The following is a 17,373-nucleotide window of genomic DNA, read 5'->3' on the forward strand; positions in this document are numbered from 1 at the left end:
CAAAATGGCTGTCAATAAAACCACTGAAACTACAAACAGCGTTACCGATTTTATTAATGCTGTCGAGAATGAAGTAAAAAGAAACGATGCTTTTGAACTTCTTAAAATTATACAGGAAATAACTGGTTTTGAGCCCAAAATTTGGGGACCAAGCATTATAGGTTTTGGCAGTTATCATTACAAATATGACAGCGGTCATGAGGGCGATGCACCTTTAGCCGGATTTTCGCCAAGAAAAACAGCCTTGACGGTTTATTTTTATCTTCCTGAAAAAGAAAGAGAAGAACTTTTACCAAAACTTGGAAAACATACTTCCTCTAAAGCTTGCATTTACATTAAAAAATTAACTGACATCGATATCGAAATTTTAAAAAAGATAATTTTACTATCGAAAGAATATACTCAAAAATTATATCCCCCTAAATAAATGATCACATTTTTAATTCTATTAGCACTAATAGCATTTGCTCTTTATCGATTTTTAAAACATCCAAAATTTGGAAAAGCACCTTCAGGAGAAAGGCTAACTTTAATTCAGAATTCACCACAATATAAAAACGGAAAATTCGAAAATCAGAGCTTTACGCCCGATCTCGCCGAAGGAGCAAGTATGACTGGAGTTTTGTTTGAATTTTTCTTTAAAAAAGTAGAACGAAAAGTCCCTACCGATTTAATTCCGTCTGTAAAAACCAATTTACATGAATTGCCAATTGATCAGGATGTTTTGGTTTGGTTTGGGCATTCGTCATATTTTATTCAGCTTGAAGGGAAACGTTTTTTGATTGATCCTGTTTTCAGTGGCAACGCCTCTCCTATTCCAGGCACAACAAAATCATTTAAAGGAAGTGATATTTATACTGTTGAGGATCTTCCTGAAATTGATTATTTATTGATTACCCACGATCATTACGATCATTTGGATTACGATACCATTCTGAAATTAAAGTCTAAAACAAAAAAAATAATTACCGCTCTTGGCGTTGGTTCTCATTTTGAATTCTGGGGATTTCCAGCTGAAAATATTATCGAAAAAGACTGGTTTTCCAAAATCGAATTAGATGAAAAACTAACACTTTATACAGCGCCTTCCAGACATTTCTCGGGAAGAAGTTTTAAAAGATGTAATACACTTTGGACTTCTTTTATTTTAGAGACTAAAGATTTCAAAATGTATTTGGGCGGAGACAGCGGTTATGATAAACATTTTGCAGAAATCGGCGAAAAATACGGCCCGTTTGATATTGCTTTACTGGATAATGGCCAATACAACGAAAAATGGAAATACATTCACAATATGCCGGAAGATGTTGTAACAGCGATGAAAGACCTCAAAGCAAAAAGAGTATTTCCGGTACATTCCTCTAAATTTGCTCTTTCGCTACATTCCTGGGACGAACCTTTAACTAAAGTAACGGAACTGAATAGTTTAAGCGAAAATCCGATTCCGTTGATAACTCCTATGATTGGCGAAAAAGTGGAACTGAAAAATGAAAAACAGGAATTTAAACAATGGTGGCGCAATATTCGTTAATTGTTAATTGTAATGTCACCCGGAGCGATTCGGTCAAACTTGAAACCTGAAACTTCTAACTTACAAAACCAAAAATGAACCTAAAAAACTTCATAATTACCATAACCTTTCTCCTGAGTTGTAATCTGTTTTCTCAAAACACTTATGTCTTTTTAGGATCTTATAACCGTGATAAATCGGCAGAAGCGATTCAGGTGTATCAGTTGGATACTATTAGTGGAAAATTGACAAAGTTTACTTCGGTTACCAATATTGTTAATCCTTCTTATTTGACTGTTTCTCCTAACGGAAAATACGTTTACGCCTGTACCGATACCAAAACACCGAATGCAGGAAGTGTTAGTAGTTTTGAATTTAGTCCCTCGAATAAAACTTTGACTTTTTTAAACAGTCAGAGAAGCGGCGGTGAAAACCCTGTTTATGTTTCGGTTCATAAAACCGGAAAATGGATCGTAAACGCCAATTATACAGAAGGAAGTGTTTCTGTTTTTTCTGTTTTGGAAAATGGCAAAATCGATTCGATTGCGCAAAATTTTCAATATATGGACGGGAGTGTTAATAAAGAAAGACAAACCAGATCACATGTGCATTCGGCAGTATTTTCACCTCAATTTGACTACTTATTTTTACCCGATTTAGGAGCCGATAAAATTCGTTGTTATGCTTTTGACGAAAATCAAAAAAGACCTTTGGTGGAAACAAAAAATCCATTTACAAAAACCGATTTAGAAGCCGGACCAAGACATTTTACTTTTCATCCCAATCAAAAATATGGATATTGTATCGAAGAAATGGCTGGACAAATAAGTGTTTACAGTTATGAAAATGGCATTTTAAATAAAATCCAGCGCATAGCCACACATCCTGATAAAATAAAAGACGGTTTTGAAAGTTCTGATATTCATATTTCACCGGACGGAAAATTTCTGTATGCTACAAATCGAGGGAAAGAAAACAATATCGCCATTTTTTCAATCGCTAAAAACGGACTATTGAAAAACATTGGCTACCAATCGACTTTAGGAAAACATCCACGAGTTTTTGCTATGGACGAAAGCGGAAAATTTTTAGTTGCTTCGAATGTTAATACCGGGAATGTGGTAGTTTTTAAAAGAGATCCCAAAACAGGATTGCTTAAAAAAGTAGGTAAAGAAGTAAAAATGGAAAACGTTTCCTGTGTTCAGATTAAAAGAATTTAACCCTCGCTTTTCTACTCTTAGAAATGACAAATAACTGATAAAAAAATCAAAAAATGACAGCATCAAATTTCAACTTACAGCCTGATATTCTTGAAGATGAAATTGTAAAACTAATTCCATTAAAAGAAGAACACTTTGAAGCCTTATTCGAAGCGGCATCAGATCCTTTAATCTGGGAACAGCATCCTTCAAAAGACAGGTACCACAGAGAAGGTTTTACCACTTTCTTTAAAGCTGCAATGGATTCAAAAGGTTCATTTTTAATTCTTGATAAACAGACAAACGAAGTAATGGGTACAACCCGTTTTTATGAATACAATCCAGAAAAATCAAGTGTGGCAATTGGTTATACTTTCATTACAAGAAAATATTGGGGCGGACCTTATAATAAATCCAATAAAGAACTTTTAATCGATTATGCTTTTCAACATGTTAATTCGGTATTTTTTCACGTTGGAACTGAAAACTTCCGATCTCAAAAAGCCGTTTTAAAACTCGGAGCAGAAAAATCCAGAGACATGATAATTACAGCAAACGGCATTGACATGCCTTATTATGAATATGAATTGAAAAAGTAATATGTTAAGGGTTATGAATTATGAGTTACAATTTTGAACAATTAACGTATAATACATAACCCTTAACATATAACCTTTAACTCATAATTCTTAACACATAACCCTTAACTCATAACATTTAATAATAAAAAATGAAAAGAATAACAGTCTTCTGTGCCTCTAGTTTTGGAACAGAAAAAATATATGAAGAACAAGCAATCGCTCTGGGAAAAACTTTAGCAGAACAAAATATAGAATTAGTTTACGGAGGTGCCAATGTTGGTTTGATGGGTGCTGTTGCAGATGGCGCATTGAATGCAGGCGGAAAAGTGATTGGTGTGCTGCCTAACTTTTTGAGATCAAAAGAAATCGCGCACCAAAATTTAACTGAACTTATTTTGGTTGAAAGCATGCACGAACGTAAAACTAAAATGAATGATTTATGCGACGGCGTAATTGCTTTACCAGGCGGTTTTGGAACTCTCGAAGAACTTTTTGAAATGCTGACCTGGGCACAATTAGGACTTCATAAAAAACCAATTGCAATCTTAAATGTAGATGGTTTTTATGACTCACTTATAGAATTACTAAAAACCATGACCTCTAAAGGTTTACTTAAAGAAGTGAACAGAGAAATGCTTTTAATTAGTGATAATATCGATGATTTGTTGCATCAAATGAAAAATTACACTGCACCAACAGTTGGAAAATGGATTGATAAAAAGAAGTCTTAATACTAAAAAAACTTTAACAGTAATTTCTAATTCTATACATTCGTGGCCTAATTAATCGACCAAAAAAACATGAAAAAAATTACTTTTTTATTATTTACTCTTTCTTTAATTACTTTTAAAACAACCGCTCAGGAATCAAAAGTTAAATTTGGAATACATGGCGGTTTAAATTATTCCAGCTTTAGGGGTTATAGGTCTTTTACAGACGATTCTGCCGGTTTTGCCTATGTATTCGGACTCTCTTTTCAGCATCAGATTAAGGAAGATTTGTCTATAAAAGCGGATTTGAATTACGAAAGAAAAGCTCAAATTTCAAAAGCTTCTGTAGAAATTATGGATCCGTCAGTTCAATTACCTCCAGGTATTTACGAAGTAAAATCTACTGCGTATGCCAATTATGTTGTACTTCCAATTCTGTTGAAATATAACTTTTCCAGCGACAAAAGTTTTTATGTAAATGCAGGACCTTACCTGGGTTATTTATTAAAATCGGGTATAAAAACAAAAACTAATATTCCTGATGAAACGCCTCGCGATGAAGAAGATACCGACAATAAAAAATCAATGGATTTTGGATTTTCTGCAGGAATTGGAAAAGAATTTAAATTAACAGAAAATCATCAGATTTATATTGAATTAAGAGATAATCTTGGTTTATCCAATATTTCAAAAGCACAAGCTTTTAATAATAATTCCCTTAAAACCAATTCTGTTAATTTATTAGTTGGTTTTACATTTAATTAATTTTTGACATTTTTACTGCTACAATTTCATAAATTAGAGGTCACAAGAAAAAATAGAAGTTATAGAAGTAAAATGTCATTTTACATTTTACTTCTGACTTTTAACTTTTAACCTCTAACTTCTCAATAATGAAAACAGAAAATAACAAATTTGCAAAAGCCGAAATGCTGATTCGAAAACCTGTTTCCGAAGTTTTTCAGGCGTTTATTGATCCGCAGATTACAAGTAAATTTTGGTTCACTAAAGGCTCTGGCAAATTAGAAGAAAACAAAAAAACGGAATGGACCTGGGAAATGTATGGTTTTTTGCTTTCGGTTAAAACATTGGTTTTACAGGAAAATAAAAAGATTGTTATTGAATGGGGAAATCCTGATGAACTTACTTTGGTTGAATGGATTTTTAATCCGTTAAACGAAAATGAAACTTTCGTGAGCATTACTAACTCCGGTTTTCAGGGAGATTCAGATAAAATTATAGATCAGGTTCGCAATTCTACTGAAGGTTTTACATTGGTTTTGGCTGGTGCCAAAGCTTTTTTAGAACATAATTTACGATTGAATTTGGTTTTAGATAGATTCCCGAAAGGATTAGCTTAGAATAAACTTAACCGCAAAATCTGTGTGTTTTTTTTACCGCAAAGAGCGCAAAGATTTACGCAAAGTACGTGAAGTTTTTTTTGAGAATCATTAAAGTGAAAAAGTTCACAAAGCTCTGTCTTGATTTTCTATTTACAGACAAAGCTTTGTGAACTTAATAAATAGATCATGCTTAGTCTAGCAATTAAAAATAACTTAGTGTACTTTGCGGTAAATGAAAACACATATTGATTTAACCGCAAAGAGCGCAAAGATTTACGCAAAGTACGCGAAGTTTTTTTTGAGAATCATTAAAATGAAAAAGTTCACAAAGCTTTGTCTTGATTTTCTTTTTACAGACAAAGCTTTGCTAACTTAAAATATAGATTTTGCTTAGTCTTTACATTAAAAAACCTCAGCGCACTTTGCGGTAAAAATTTAACTGCAAAATCTGTGTGTGTTTTTTACCGCAAAGAACGCAAAGGATTACGCAAAGTGCGCAAAGTTTTTTTGAGAGTCATTAAAATGAAAAAGTTCGCAAAGCATTATCTACACAAAGCTTTGCGAACTTAAAATATAGATTTTGCTTAGTCTTTGCATTAAAAAAACTTAGCGTACTTTGCGGTAAAAATTTAATTGCAAAGAAAGGCAACCTGAAACTTAAAACCTGAAACCAAAAAAAATGGAAACAAAGAAACCCGAAAATATAGACGAATACATTGGCGGATTTCCCAATGATGTTCAGGAAATTTTGGAAAAAGTACGAATGACGATTCAAAAAGCGGCTCCGGATGCTAAAGAAAAAATCAGTTATTCGATGCCGGCTTTTGAGCAAAACGGAATTGTCGTTTATTTTGCTGCTTTTAAAAATCATATCGGACTTTATGCGCTTCCGAGTGGTCATGAAGCTTTTAGAGAAGAACTTTCAAAATATAAATCCGGAAAAGGTTCGGTTCAATTTCCTTTAAAAGATAAAATGCCTTACGATTTAATTACGAAAATTGTAAAATTCAGAGTGAAAGAAAATCTTGAAAAAGTAAAAAAGAAATAATAGAATAATGAATTTAACCGAACACTACGATCAACTTTATAAAACATCTTCTGAAGCTATTTCGGCAGGTACGTATGCAATTGATTCAGAAATTAAAAACGAATCTGATTCACGTTTCGGAATAACGTTATTAATTCGTCCAAACGATGAAATAAAAGCCAATATTCAGCATTTTATTAATGAACTGAAAAAAGCGGAACCGGAACAATATTTTTATCCGGATTCAGACATTCATATCACGGTAATGTCTATCATTTCCTGTTCTGCAGAATTTAATTTAAACCAGATTTCGCCAAATGAATACATAGAAATTATTTGCAGAAGCCTTGTTGATGTCAATAAAATCAAAATTCATTACAAAGGTGTGACGGCTTCTCCATCAGCCATAATGATTCAGGGATTTCCAAGCGATGAAACACTGAATAATTTAAGAAACAGACTTCGTGAAAACTTCAAAAATTCCGGTTTACAGCAAAGTATTGACAGCCGATATGAAATTTCCACAGCACATTCTACTATAATGCGTTTTCAGGATAAACTTCAAAATCCTGAAAAACTAATAGAAACTGTTGAAAAATTCCGTGATTATGATTTCGGAGAATTTGATGTAAAAAGTATCGAATTGGTTTATAACGATTGGTATCAGCGAAAAAGTACTACTCGTGTTTTGGGTGATTTTGGATTGAGATAAGTTCTTTTTTGCCACTAATTACACGAATTCCCACGAATTATTATTTTTTGAAATAAAAAAATTAGTAAAATTCGTGTAATTAGTGGCAAACCTAAATATCCATTTACTTAAACTTTCCAAAATGCCATAAAACGCCTGACGGATCATGAAGAAAGCATTCGCTTCCCCAATCCAGATATCTGGTTGGAGTTAGTTTTACTCCTTCATATTTTTCCGGAAGATTTAGTTCCAAAAGTTCGCTGTAATAGCACTCGACATCATCTACTTCTATAAAAATCATAGTGTTTTCGATCCAGTTTTTATCGTAATAATCTTGTAGATAAAATGCTGTTTCATTAGCTTTAAAAACGGACATTTTGGGATCTAAAACCGTTTCTTCAAAACCTAAATCACGATAGAAACTTCTGGAAATTTCGAAATTTTTGGAACCTATAAAGGGGCGGATTGATTTTATTTTGTGATTCATATTTTTATTTTTAATTCATGAAAACCATTCTATTCCGTTATCAAGCTTAACCAAAAAATCAGTAAACGAGTTTCCTATTTCGACATGATACTCCGTATTTAAATCCATAAAAGGAGAAAGAATAATTTTAATGGAATTATTATCGTCAAACTCAATTCCGATAAATTCGCCACTTCCATTTGTCCCGATAGCAAGCGTTTGCGGTAATTTTTCAAAAATGTGATACTCTAAATTTGCATCAATAATTTCTTCCAAACTCCAAAGCTTTATAAACTCAACTCCAATAAACTGATCTATTCCCAAGAAATTACAAACATAAAAAACATAGTCTTCAGGAAGATCAAATTTTAAATGTACCTGAATATCTTCAATACTTACTAAAGAATTCTCTTCCCGCTTTGGAAAGTCATACTTATTAAAAATCTCTTGTAATTGCTCTGTCATAATTGATAAATGAATTTTTACCCTTTCTTCAAAATACTTCCTAAACCACGTCCAATCTGTTCAATAGCTTCGATACCTTTTGCTAAAGGTGATGCTGTAAAATCTTCGTAGGCATCCATTGCACTTTCCTTGCGGTCGTCTTGCGGATAGACCAAAATCACATTGTTGTTTTCAAAAGATTTTTCGAACTTTTGAGGCAGTTTATCAAAAATTGACTGATACGAAACAGAACCTTTTCTGGAAAGATTGAAAACAACTAAATCAGTTGGTTTCATTTCGTCTGAAACAGATTCAAAATCTTCCCAGTCAGAGACATTTTTAAATCCTAATTTGGCATTCAATTTCAAATTATTAGCAATCTGCTGAATGGTTTCGTGTGTTTTATATTCAGCATAAATAACAATCGGAATACTTAATTCCTGTGATAATCGACAGATTTTCTGAAGCAATACCTGAAAACCAACGCCTCTTTCAGAAAATGGAGGGCAGACAAAAACCAATCTTTTTTCTTCAATAAAATTCTTTTGAAACCTACAGATAAACAAGCTCTTATCGACGTTATTGATAATGGAATCTACATTTTCTCCGAAGATTTTATCTATAAATCCAGTCTTTCTTGGCCAGCCGACAATCACAATATCCGACATGATTTCTTTAGAAGTTCTCGCAATTCCACTAGCCGGATTATGATCGATTCTGGCAATCGTATTGATTTTTACTTCTGAAGCAGAACCCTGAATGACAAACTTATCTGCTGCTTTTCTGTATTTTAAAATATTCTTTTCAGCCTGATTATTGTTCGGAACAATGGTCAGTAATGTAACCGGATTAGAAGATTTTTTGTCTTTAATTAAAAGTGCAAAATCCAACAAACTTGCTGCCGCCGAAGTTTTTGCCAGCGGAATTAGAATATGTTCGTCTAATATTTGATCTCTGCCTGTATCTTTCGGTGAAATTTCTTCTTCACAAATAGCAATTTTCTTCGCTGCTTTTTCAGTAGCAAAAGAAGCTACAATACAGGTAATCAGAATTAAGATAATGGTTCCGTTTAGAATATTTTCGTCTAATATTTTTGCTTTAAATCCAACCAAAATTACAGCCAGAGTTGCAGCAGCGTGTGCACTGCTCAATCCGAAAATTAGCTGTCTTTCTGTTCTTGTATATTTAAAGACAATTTGCGTAAAAAAAGCTGCAATCCATTTTCCAAATATGGCCACAACACTTAGCGTTCCGGCAACAATCAGCGCTGTTGGCCCGCTTAGAATCACACTTACATCTACCAGCATTCCTACTGATATAAGGAAAAATGGAATGAATAATGAATTCCCAATAAATTCAATTCGGTTCATTAAAGCAGACGAATGTGGGATTAACGGATTTAGCGCCAAACCGGCAACGAATGCTCCGATAATAGGCTCTACTCCTGCCACTTCGGCCAAAAAGGCTGCAAAGAAAACCACAGAAAGTACAAAAATATAATGAGCGTGTTTTTCACTTTCCAGTTTTTTAAAAAACCATTTGGCAATTCTTGGAATAACCAAAAACATAATGGCTGAAAAAATCGCCAATGAAATGGTTAATTTGATCCAAAAAGCCTGATTTAAACTTCCCTGAGCGCTTCCCATAATTACAGCAAGAATAATTAAAACCGCAGTATCGGTCAAAATTGTTCCGCCGACAGTAATAGCAACGGCCTGATTTTTGGCAATTCCCAATTTACTCACAATCGGATAGGCTACAAGAGTATGTGTCGCAAACATACTTGCCGTTAGAAAACTGGCATTAAAATCATATTGTAATAAATAAAAACAAACCGGAAATCCTATGGAAAGCGGCAAAATGAAGGTAAAAAAACCAAAAAGTAAACTCTTGTTTCGATTGGCTTTAAACTCGTTCATGTCCAATTCCAAACCTGCAATAAACATGATATACAAAAGTCCGATGGTCGAAAATAAATCGACGGCTGAGTTTTTTGCCAAAATATTTAATCCGTGTGGTCCAATAATAACCCCTGAAATAATCAAACCAATAATTCCTGGAATATTTATCTTTTTAAGTAATATTGGAGACAGCAGAATTATAAAAAGTATTAACGAAAAAATCAATACGGGATTGGTAAGTGGTAATTCGAATTCTTGTAATAGATGTTTGAAAAATTCTATCATATTGTAACTTTATCTTCTTGTGGTATTATAATTTGTAAAAAGACATTTTCAGCATTAGAACAAAATCCCTGAAGTATTAATATTAATGAAATGAGTCGTTTTTTAAAGCTCGTTTCTTTACAAAAATACCGAAAAAACACGAACTTTCTACGAAAACTGCATATTAAGGATTTAAATTTATTTCGTTGCTGAATTATTAAAATTTAATATTTTTTTTAACAAATACGCAAGATTAACAATCAAATATAACTATCCATTGCGTTATTCAATTATCTTTGTCTTAACAAAAAACGAACAATGGAAGAATGTATCTCAGTTTTTGATATGCTAAAAATTGGCGTTGGCCCTTCAAGCTCACATACTTTGGGACCTTGGCGTGCGGCCGAACGCTTTCTGGAAGAGCTTAAAGAGGAAGCAATTTTAGAGAATATTATAAGAGTAAAAGTCGACCTGTACGGCTCTTTATCTTTGACCGGAAAAGGCCACGCAACAGATCTTGCCGTTATGCTGGGATTAAGCGGTCAGGATCCTGAATATATTCCCGTTGAAGATATTGCAGGAATCATTAAAAAAATTGAGACTAATAACGAAATCAATTTGGGCAACCAAAAAGTGATCCCGTTTTATTTTCTTCAGGACATTGTTTTCAACAAGGATTTCCTTCCTTTTCATGCCAATGGTTTAAAATTTACCGCTTACAAATCGGATGATTCCGAATATGAATCTACTTTTTATTCGATTGGAGGCGGATTTGTGGTTAAAGAAGAGCGAACAAATGCCAAACAAAAAGAGGCAATAAAATGTGCTTTTCCTTATCCGGTTCAAAATGCGGCAGAATTATTAGCTTATACCGTTTCTGAAAACAAATCGATTTCTGAAATTGTATATGAAAACGAAATTTCAATGCGTCCGGAAGCCGAAGTACATTCTGAATTAATGCGTATCTGGAATACGATGTTAGAATGTATGTACATTGGCTGTCATTCTGAAGGTATACTTCCCGGCGGACTTCACGTAAGAAGAAGAGCCTTTGATATGCATCAAAACCTTATCGGATTATCTAACTATAACGATCCTCAGAGCTGGCTTCAGGAAATTAGAAAAACTGAGGTTAAATTTCGTCAGATTCTAAAATGGGTAAGTTGTTTTGCACTTGCAGTAAATGAAGTAAACGCTTCTTTAGGACGTGTTGTTACAGCGCCAACTAACGGAAGCTCTGGTGTTATTCCGGCAGTTTTAATGTATTATATGGTAATCGAAAATCATAATGCTGGTGAAAAAGAGATTAAGCAGTTTTTAATGGTTGCAGGAGAAATTGGAAGTATCTTTAAAAAAGGCTCTACTATTTCTGCAGCTATGGGCGGATGTCAGGCAGAAATTGGTGTTTCTTCTTCGATGGCAGCGGCAGCACTTTGCGAATTAATGGGCGGAACTCCTGCTCAGGTTTTAATGGCGGCAGAAATTGCAATGGAACATCATCTAGGTTTAACTTGTGATCCCATTGGCGGTTTGGTACAGATTCCTTGTATTGAAAGAAACACTATGGGAGCTATAAAAGCTATAAACGCAGCCGAACTGGCATTAGAAACGGATTCTAAAAATGCTAAAGTTCCGTTAGATAAAGTAATCAATACTATGTGGGAAACGGCAAAAGACATGAATTCCAAATACAAAGAAACCTCAGAAGGAGGCCTTGCCGTAGCGGTGAACATGGCTGATTGTTAAAAATTTTAAGTTAGCCACAGATTAAAGGGATTCAAATGATTTTTTCACGCAGATTTGGCAGATTTCAGCAGATTTAAAATAAAAAATCTGCATATATCTACTTAATTTTTAGATCTGCCTGAAATAAAAAAATCTGTGTAAATCCTTTTAATCTGTGGCTAAAACCATAAATCAACTTCATGAAAAAACTTTACTTTTTACTTTTTTTCTGTTCTGTTTTACTTCATTCACAAGAACGTTATTTTCTAAATTCTGATACGAGATTATATATTTCTCCCAACTCCACTTCTTTTTTAGGTTATTTTAGATATGGAGCTGAAGTACGTTTATTGGGTGAAAATCAAAACGGATGGTGCAAAATACAGGCTGATAATTTTAATGAAGGATTTATTCAGGAGAAATATATTGCTAAAAGCCTTAATGCTAAAGATGTAAAAATTAAAGATTATGAAAATCAAATTTTAGAAGGCGGAGATGCATATTACGGCGGAAATCATCTTTTTGTAACTGCAGCAGGACTTAAAGCAAGAGCGCTGCCTGATAAAAATGCAAAAATCAGAGAAATCCTTTTCAACGGAGATCCGGTTCCCGTAAATTATCTTCCTGTAAATCCGGATGAGTGGGTAAATATCAACGGAAGTTTTAATGAAGATTATACCAAATATACCCTGCGAAAATTCCTTGGCCAAAGACCAAATCTGGATGCTCTTATTAAAGATTTTGACAAACTGGATGTCAATGCACTTCCTGAACGCAAAACACTCAGCGAAAGAATTGTAGAGTTGGCATGGAACAGCAACTACAATGATCTTGTTCCTGCTTATCAAAGATACTACGAGGTTGTTAAACAAATTAACGATCCGAGATTAATTGCTGATACGGAATTGAATATGGCTTTAGCGAAAGCTTTATCCAAACATAAACTGCCGGAACAAATCAGTTCTTTTATTCAGAAGTCTGAATATTCATTAAGAGGCGTTAAAACAAAATCTTTGTACTTAACACAAACAGAATTAATTAAAGCTTTCGGGAATCCGCCTAAAAAAAATCGCATTTCCGATGAATGCGGTTTATATTCGAGTGATTTGTTTTATTACTATCCTGATTTGGAAACTTCTGTCGATGAGAAGCAAAACAAAGCAGAAATTATCAAAGTTTTCATTACCGAAAACAACAAATTCATTATCAACTCAAATTCAGTTTTAGATCATACCTTGTCTGAAAAAGCTTTCATTGAAAAATATGGAACCTATATTGAAGCTTCTCTAAAATCGCCTCACAAATACTTTATCTTAATGGAAGACAGTCAGTTCAAATTAGAATTTAAAGACGGAAAACTTTTTTCTGTCGAAATATTCTATTATTGCTGATTCCCATTTTACAATTATTCAATACTTTTACATATTCAAAAAAAACATAAAATGTCAGTAGCAAAGAAAGATTATAAAAGAATCACAACAAAGTCATTAATTGAAATGAAAAGCAACGGAGAAAAAATCTCTATGCTTACTGCCTACGATTATACAATGGCGAAAATTGTTGACACTGCAGGTGTTGATGTAATTTTAGTGGGTGATTCTGCATCAAATGTTATGGCGGGTCATGAAACCACACTGCCAATTACGCTAGATCAAATGATTTATCATGCTTCATCTGTAGTTCGTGCTGTCGAAAGAGCTTTGGTTGTAGTTGATTTACCTTTTGGTAGTTACCAATCAGATCCAAAAGAAGCGCTTCGTTCTTCTATCAGAATAATGAAAGAAAGTGGCGGACATGCAGTGAAATTAGAAGGCGGAAAAGAAATTAAAGAATCTATTAAAAAAATATTGCATGCCGGAATTCCGGTTATGGGGCATTTGGGTTTAACTCCTCAATCAATCTATAAATTTGGTACTTACAGTGTTCGTGCAAAAGAGGAGGAAGAAGCTGAAAAATTAATTGAAGATGCTCAAATGCTTGAGAAAATCGGTTGTTTTGCAGTTGTTTTGGAAAAAATCCCCGCAGAACTTGCGAAAAAAGTAGCTGATAGTATCTCGATTCCTGTTATCGGAATTGGAGCCGGCGGAGGCGTTGACGGTCAGGTTTTAGTTATTCATGACATGTTAGGTATGAATAATGAGTTTAGTCCGCGTTTCTTGCGTCGTTACTTAAACTTATACGAAGAAATGACTAAAGCTATCGGTCAATATGCTGCTGATGTTAAGTCTCAGGATTTTCCTAACGCCAACGAACAATATTAATTCTCTAAGATACTAAGTTGCTAAGGTTCTAAGATGCTAAGTTTTTTTTGTTCCAAAGGTTCAGAGTGACAAAGTCACAAAGGTTTTATAAATTGCCTCCAGCTTTAGCTGGAGGTTTGTTTTTAAGTTTACTGTAGAGGCTTTAGCCAAATTTTCTCAATCCAAAATAATTTATTTTGAAAATATTATCTAATAAAAATAATCTCCAAATTCTTCACGAAGACAATCACTTAATTGTGGTCAATAAACGTGTTGGAGATATTGTTCAAGGTGACAAAACCGGTGATAAACCTTTATCTGATATTGTGAGAGAATATATCAAAGAGAAATACAATAAACCCGGAGATGTATTTTTGGGTGTGATTCATCGTTTAGACAGACCGACAACTGGAATTGTGGTTTTTGCGAGAACAAGTAAAGCGCTTTCGCGAATGAATGAATTGTTTAGCAATCGCGAAACTAAAAAGACCTATTGGGCAGTTGTAAAAAATAAACCGAAAGAAGCTAAAGCAAAACTGGTTCACTATTTAAAAAGAAATGAAAAGAATAACACTTCTAAAGCACATTTAAAAGAAGTTCCTGATAGTAAATTAGCAAGTCTGGATTACACTATAATTAAAGAACTTCAAAATTATACAACGCTGGAGATCAATTTACATACAGGACGTCATCATCAGATTCGGGCTCAGTTGTCTGCTATTGGATCTCCCATAAAAGGCGATTTAAAATATGGTGCAGACAGAAGCAATCCTGATGGAGGTATTCATCTTCATGCCAGAAAACTAACTTTTGTTCATCCCGTTACAAAAGAAGATATCACAATTATCGCCCCTACTCCAGACGATCCAATTTGGAATGCTGTATGATTTTTATGATTTAATTGTTAATTTTTAAATTTTTATCGATTAACTTGCATAGAGTAAAAAAACAAGCTGATCGAAAAAATGGATTATAAAAGTGACATCGGGTATCGAAAAGAAACACTGAAAAAGTTGTTGTATAACATTCAGAAAAGTGAAGACTTAATTATCAAGGCTTTATACGATGACTTTCAAAAACCGGAATTTGAAGCTGTTGTGACTGAGACTAATTATGTAATTTCAGAGCTCAAAGACACCATCAAAAATATTAATTCCTGGGCAAAACCCAAACGTGTTTTTCCGTCGCTTCTTAATTTTCCTTCCAACGATTATATTTACAAAGAACCTTACGGCAATGTTCTAATTATTGCTCCCTGGAATTATCCTTTTCAATTGGCATTATGTCCTTTAATTGCAGCTGTCGCTGCGGGAAATAAAGTCACTTTAAAACCATCCGAGCTCACACCGCATACTTCTGCGATAATTGCAAAAATTATCGAAAAAACATTTCACATCAATCATGTCGAAGTTTTTGAGGGCGGTATTGATGTTTCTAATAAATTGCTGGCACAGCGCTGGGATTATATTTTCTTCACCGGAAGTGTTGCAGTTGGAAAAATCGTTGCAAAAGCCGCTGCCGAAAACCTTACACCTGTAACATTAGAATTAGGCGGGAAAAATCCTTGCATTGTGGATGAAACTGCAAATCTTAAACTGGCAGCTAAACGTATTGTGTGGGGAAAATTCATCAATGCAGGTCAGACTTGCATTGCCCCTGATTACATCCTGGTTCAGAAAAACATGAAAGTCAATTTTATTACCTATCTTATTGAGGAAATCATTAAAGCATACGGTAAAAAAACAGATAAATCACCTGACTTTGCGCGAATTATCAATACCAAAAACTGGTTTCGTTTAACCAATATGATTCAAAATGAGAATGTATTGTTTGGAGGAGAAAGTGATGCCAACAAATTATATATTGCTCCAACTTTACTGGAAGAACCTGAATTAGACAGTCCGGTTATGAAGGAAGAAATTTTTGGTCCAATCTTACCAATTCTCACTTATGAAACTGAAAATGATATTGAAAATGTTGTAAGCCGTTATGAGAAACCTCTTTCATTTTATATTTTTAGTGAAAATAATTCCTTTATCAAAAAATTAATTTTGAAATACTCTTTTGGAGGCGGATGCGTAAATGATACTGTCATTCATTTCTCTAACAAAAGACTTCCGTTTGGCGGAGTTGGACATAGCGGAATCGGGGCATACCACGGCCAGCGTAGCTTTGATACTTTTTCGCATCATAAAGCAATTGTCAAAAAAGGAAACTGGCTTGATTTGCCTCTGCGTTACGCTCCTTACAAAGATAAATTAGCTTCGGTAAAAAGAATTTTAGACTGGATATAAAAGAGTTAAAATCATTTTAGAATGTTTTATAGATTTTTATATTGAATTGATTAAAAATATTATATTTACGTCAAGATACCCATATAAAATTACAAGTCAATAAAACAATTTTACGTAAAAATGAAATCTACCCTTGCCCAAATTGAGGACATTAAAAAAAATGGCTATTCCCTTGATTTTGCTACAGTTTTTAATCACGCCTTCGAAAACTATAAAAAAATAGCGCTTTACTCCGGACTTATCATCCTTGTTTTTTCCATTTTGGCAGCAATGGCCTTTATGGGAATTATGGTTGCTTATTTTGGTGCAGGCAGTATTACGAAAGATTTTTTACTTGATTTAGAAAACCAGCATTTTACAGCAATTCAGCTTGTAATACAAACTGTTGCTGTTTCTGCAATAGCGGGAATCACAGCTCCATTTGGCGCTGGTTTCCTAAAAATGGCAGATTGTGCGGACAAAGATATTGAGTTTAATGTCTCAACTATTTTCAGTTATTACAAAGCTCCATACTTTGGGCAAGTTTTTATTGCCGCTTTTGTTCCTGCTCTTGTTGGAACTGCTCTTGCTAATTTTATTGACAGTTTTGAAGTTTTATACATCGGAAATGTAATTTCTTTCATGGTATCTTACTTTATGTATTTATCGATTCCGTTAGTAGTTTTCGGAAATTTAAATGCAATAGATGCTATCAAATCAAGTTTTATTGTGGTAACCAAAAATCCAATCAACATATTTGTATTTTTTATTATAGGCTTTATCGGCTCGTTAATTGGGATTTTTGCGTGCTGCGTGGGAATCATCTTTACGGTCGTTTTTAATAGTTCTATGATTTATGCAACGTATTTTGGAATTTTTGGAATAAATGAAGAAGAAGACTCAATTGATTCAATTGGTCGATCAAATGTAGATTAAACTAGAAAAATTGGTTTTAAAAAGAAATTAACCGCTTCCTTTTTAAGGTTTTTCAAAACAGTA

General features: G+C 33.8%; 18 protein-coding genes. 15 read left to right on the forward strand and 3 right to left on the reverse strand.

Features of this window, described 5'->3' with window-relative positions; translation table 11 throughout:
- Window positions 1-4 precede the first annotated feature (4 nt).
- The 9 genes from HYN56_RS22980 to HYN56_RS23020 all read left to right on the forward strand — a co-directional run bounded on the left by HYN56_RS22980 (window position 5) and on the right by HYN56_RS23020 (window position 7,082).
- The gene (locus tag HYN56_RS22980; RefSeq protein ID WP_109194335.1) at window positions 5-427 is read left to right on the forward strand and encodes a DUF1801 domain-containing protein; all 423 of its coding nucleotides are present in this window, start codon (window positions 5-7) and stop codon (window positions 425-427) included.
- A complete protein-coding gene (locus HYN56_RS22985) occupies window positions 428-1,531 on the forward strand; it encodes an MBL fold metallo-hydrolase (RefSeq protein ID WP_109194336.1) in 1,104 nt (367 codons plus the stop codon).
- 74 nt (window positions 1,532-1,605) lie between these two features.
- Window positions 1,606-2,730, forward strand: coding sequence for a lactonase family protein (locus HYN56_RS22990; protein WP_109194337.1), 1,125 nt, complete (start codon window positions 1,606-1,608; stop codon window positions 2,728-2,730).
- A 53-nt stretch (window positions 2,731-2,783) separates the two neighbouring features.
- Entirely contained in the window at window positions 2,784-3,308 is a 525-nt protein-coding gene (locus HYN56_RS22995) for a GNAT family N-acetyltransferase (RefSeq protein WP_109194338.1), read from the forward strand.
- 131 nt (window positions 3,309-3,439) lie between these two features.
- Window positions 3,440-4,021 (forward strand): LOG family protein, encoded by a 582-nt coding sequence (locus HYN56_RS23000; protein WP_109194339.1) that lies wholly within the window; start codon window positions 3,440-3,442, stop codon window positions 4,019-4,021.
- Between the two features lie 69 nt (window positions 4,022-4,090).
- Complete coding sequence (locus HYN56_RS23005; RefSeq protein WP_109194340.1) at window positions 4,091-4,765, forward strand: porin family protein; 675 nt, start codon at window positions 4,091-4,093, stop codon at window positions 4,763-4,765.
- 128 nt (window positions 4,766-4,893) lie between these two features.
- Entirely contained in the window at window positions 4,894-5,361 is a 468-nt protein-coding gene (locus tag HYN56_RS23010) for an SRPBCC family protein (protein WP_109194341.1), read from the forward strand.
- Window positions 5,362-6,022: 661 nt separating this feature from the next.
- Window positions 6,023-6,391 carry an iron chaperone gene (locus HYN56_RS23015; RefSeq protein ID WP_109194342.1) on the forward strand — a complete coding sequence of 123 codons (369 nt, stop codon included), beginning with the start codon at window positions 6,023-6,025 and terminating at the stop codon, window positions 6,389-6,391.
- Between the two features lie 7 nt (window positions 6,392-6,398).
- Window positions 6,399-7,082 carry a 2'-5' RNA ligase family protein gene (locus HYN56_RS23020; RefSeq protein ID WP_109194343.1) on the forward strand — a complete coding sequence of 228 codons (684 nt, stop codon included), beginning with the start codon at window positions 6,399-6,401 and terminating at the stop codon, window positions 7,080-7,082.
- Window positions 7,083-7,185: 103 nt separating this feature from the next.
- On the opposite strand, the gene HYN56_RS23025 is transcribed toward HYN56_RS23020, so the two are convergent.
- From HYN56_RS23025 to HYN56_RS23035, 3 genes are read right to left on the reverse strand one after another with little or no spacing between them, the layout of a single operon-like run.
- The gene (locus HYN56_RS23025) at window positions 7,186-7,548 is read right to left on the reverse strand and encodes a VOC family protein (protein ID WP_109194344.1); all 363 of its coding nucleotides are present in this window, start codon (window positions 7,546-7,548) and stop codon (window positions 7,186-7,188) included.
- Between the two features lie 15 nt (window positions 7,549-7,563).
- The gene (locus HYN56_RS23030; RefSeq protein WP_109194345.1) at window positions 7,564-7,992 is read right to left on the reverse strand and encodes an SMI1/KNR4 family protein; all 429 of its coding nucleotides are present in this window, start codon (window positions 7,990-7,992) and stop codon (window positions 7,564-7,566) included.
- 17 nt (window positions 7,993-8,009) lie between these two features.
- Complete coding sequence (locus HYN56_RS23035) at window positions 8,010-10,157, reverse strand: cation:proton antiporter (protein WP_109194346.1); 2,148 nt, start codon at window positions 10,155-10,157, stop codon at window positions 8,010-8,012.
- Between the two features lie 297 nt (window positions 10,158-10,454).
- On the opposite strand from HYN56_RS23035, the gene HYN56_RS23040 reads away from it, so the two are divergent.
- The 6 genes from HYN56_RS23040 to HYN56_RS23065 all read left to right on the forward strand — a co-directional run bounded on the left by HYN56_RS23040 (window position 10,455) and on the right by HYN56_RS23065 (window position 17,310).
- Window positions 10,455-11,882 (forward strand): L-serine ammonia-lyase, encoded by a 1,428-nt coding sequence (locus HYN56_RS23040; RefSeq protein ID WP_109194347.1) that lies wholly within the window; start codon window positions 10,455-10,457, stop codon window positions 11,880-11,882.
- 179 nt (window positions 11,883-12,061) lie between these two features.
- A complete protein-coding gene (locus HYN56_RS23045; protein ID WP_109194348.1) occupies window positions 12,062-13,252 on the forward strand; it encodes an SH3 domain-containing protein in 1,191 nt (396 codons plus the stop codon).
- A 51-nt stretch (window positions 13,253-13,303) separates the two neighbouring features.
- On the forward strand, window positions 13,304-14,122 hold the full coding sequence (gene panB / locus HYN56_RS23050; RefSeq protein WP_109194349.1) for a 3-methyl-2-oxobutanoate hydroxymethyltransferase: 819 nt from the start codon (window positions 13,304-13,306) through the stop codon (window positions 14,120-14,122).
- Between the two features lie 176 nt (window positions 14,123-14,298).
- On the forward strand, window positions 14,299-14,988 hold the full coding sequence (locus HYN56_RS23055) for an RluA family pseudouridine synthase (protein ID WP_109194350.1): 690 nt from the start codon (window positions 14,299-14,301) through the stop codon (window positions 14,986-14,988).
- Between the two features lie 78 nt (window positions 14,989-15,066).
- On the forward strand, window positions 15,067-16,395 hold the full coding sequence (locus HYN56_RS23060; protein WP_109194351.1) for an aldehyde dehydrogenase: 1,329 nt from the start codon (window positions 15,067-15,069) through the stop codon (window positions 16,393-16,395).
- Between the two features lie 120 nt (window positions 16,396-16,515).
- A complete protein-coding gene (locus HYN56_RS23065; RefSeq protein WP_109194352.1) occupies window positions 16,516-17,310 on the forward strand; it encodes a hypothetical protein in 795 nt (264 codons plus the stop codon).
- Window positions 17,311-17,373: the final 63 nt, after the last annotated feature.

Source organism: Flavobacterium crocinum (genome assembly GCF_003122385.1).
Classification (GTDB): Bacteria; Bacteroidota; Bacteroidia; order Flavobacteriales; family Flavobacteriaceae; genus Flavobacterium; species Flavobacterium crocinum.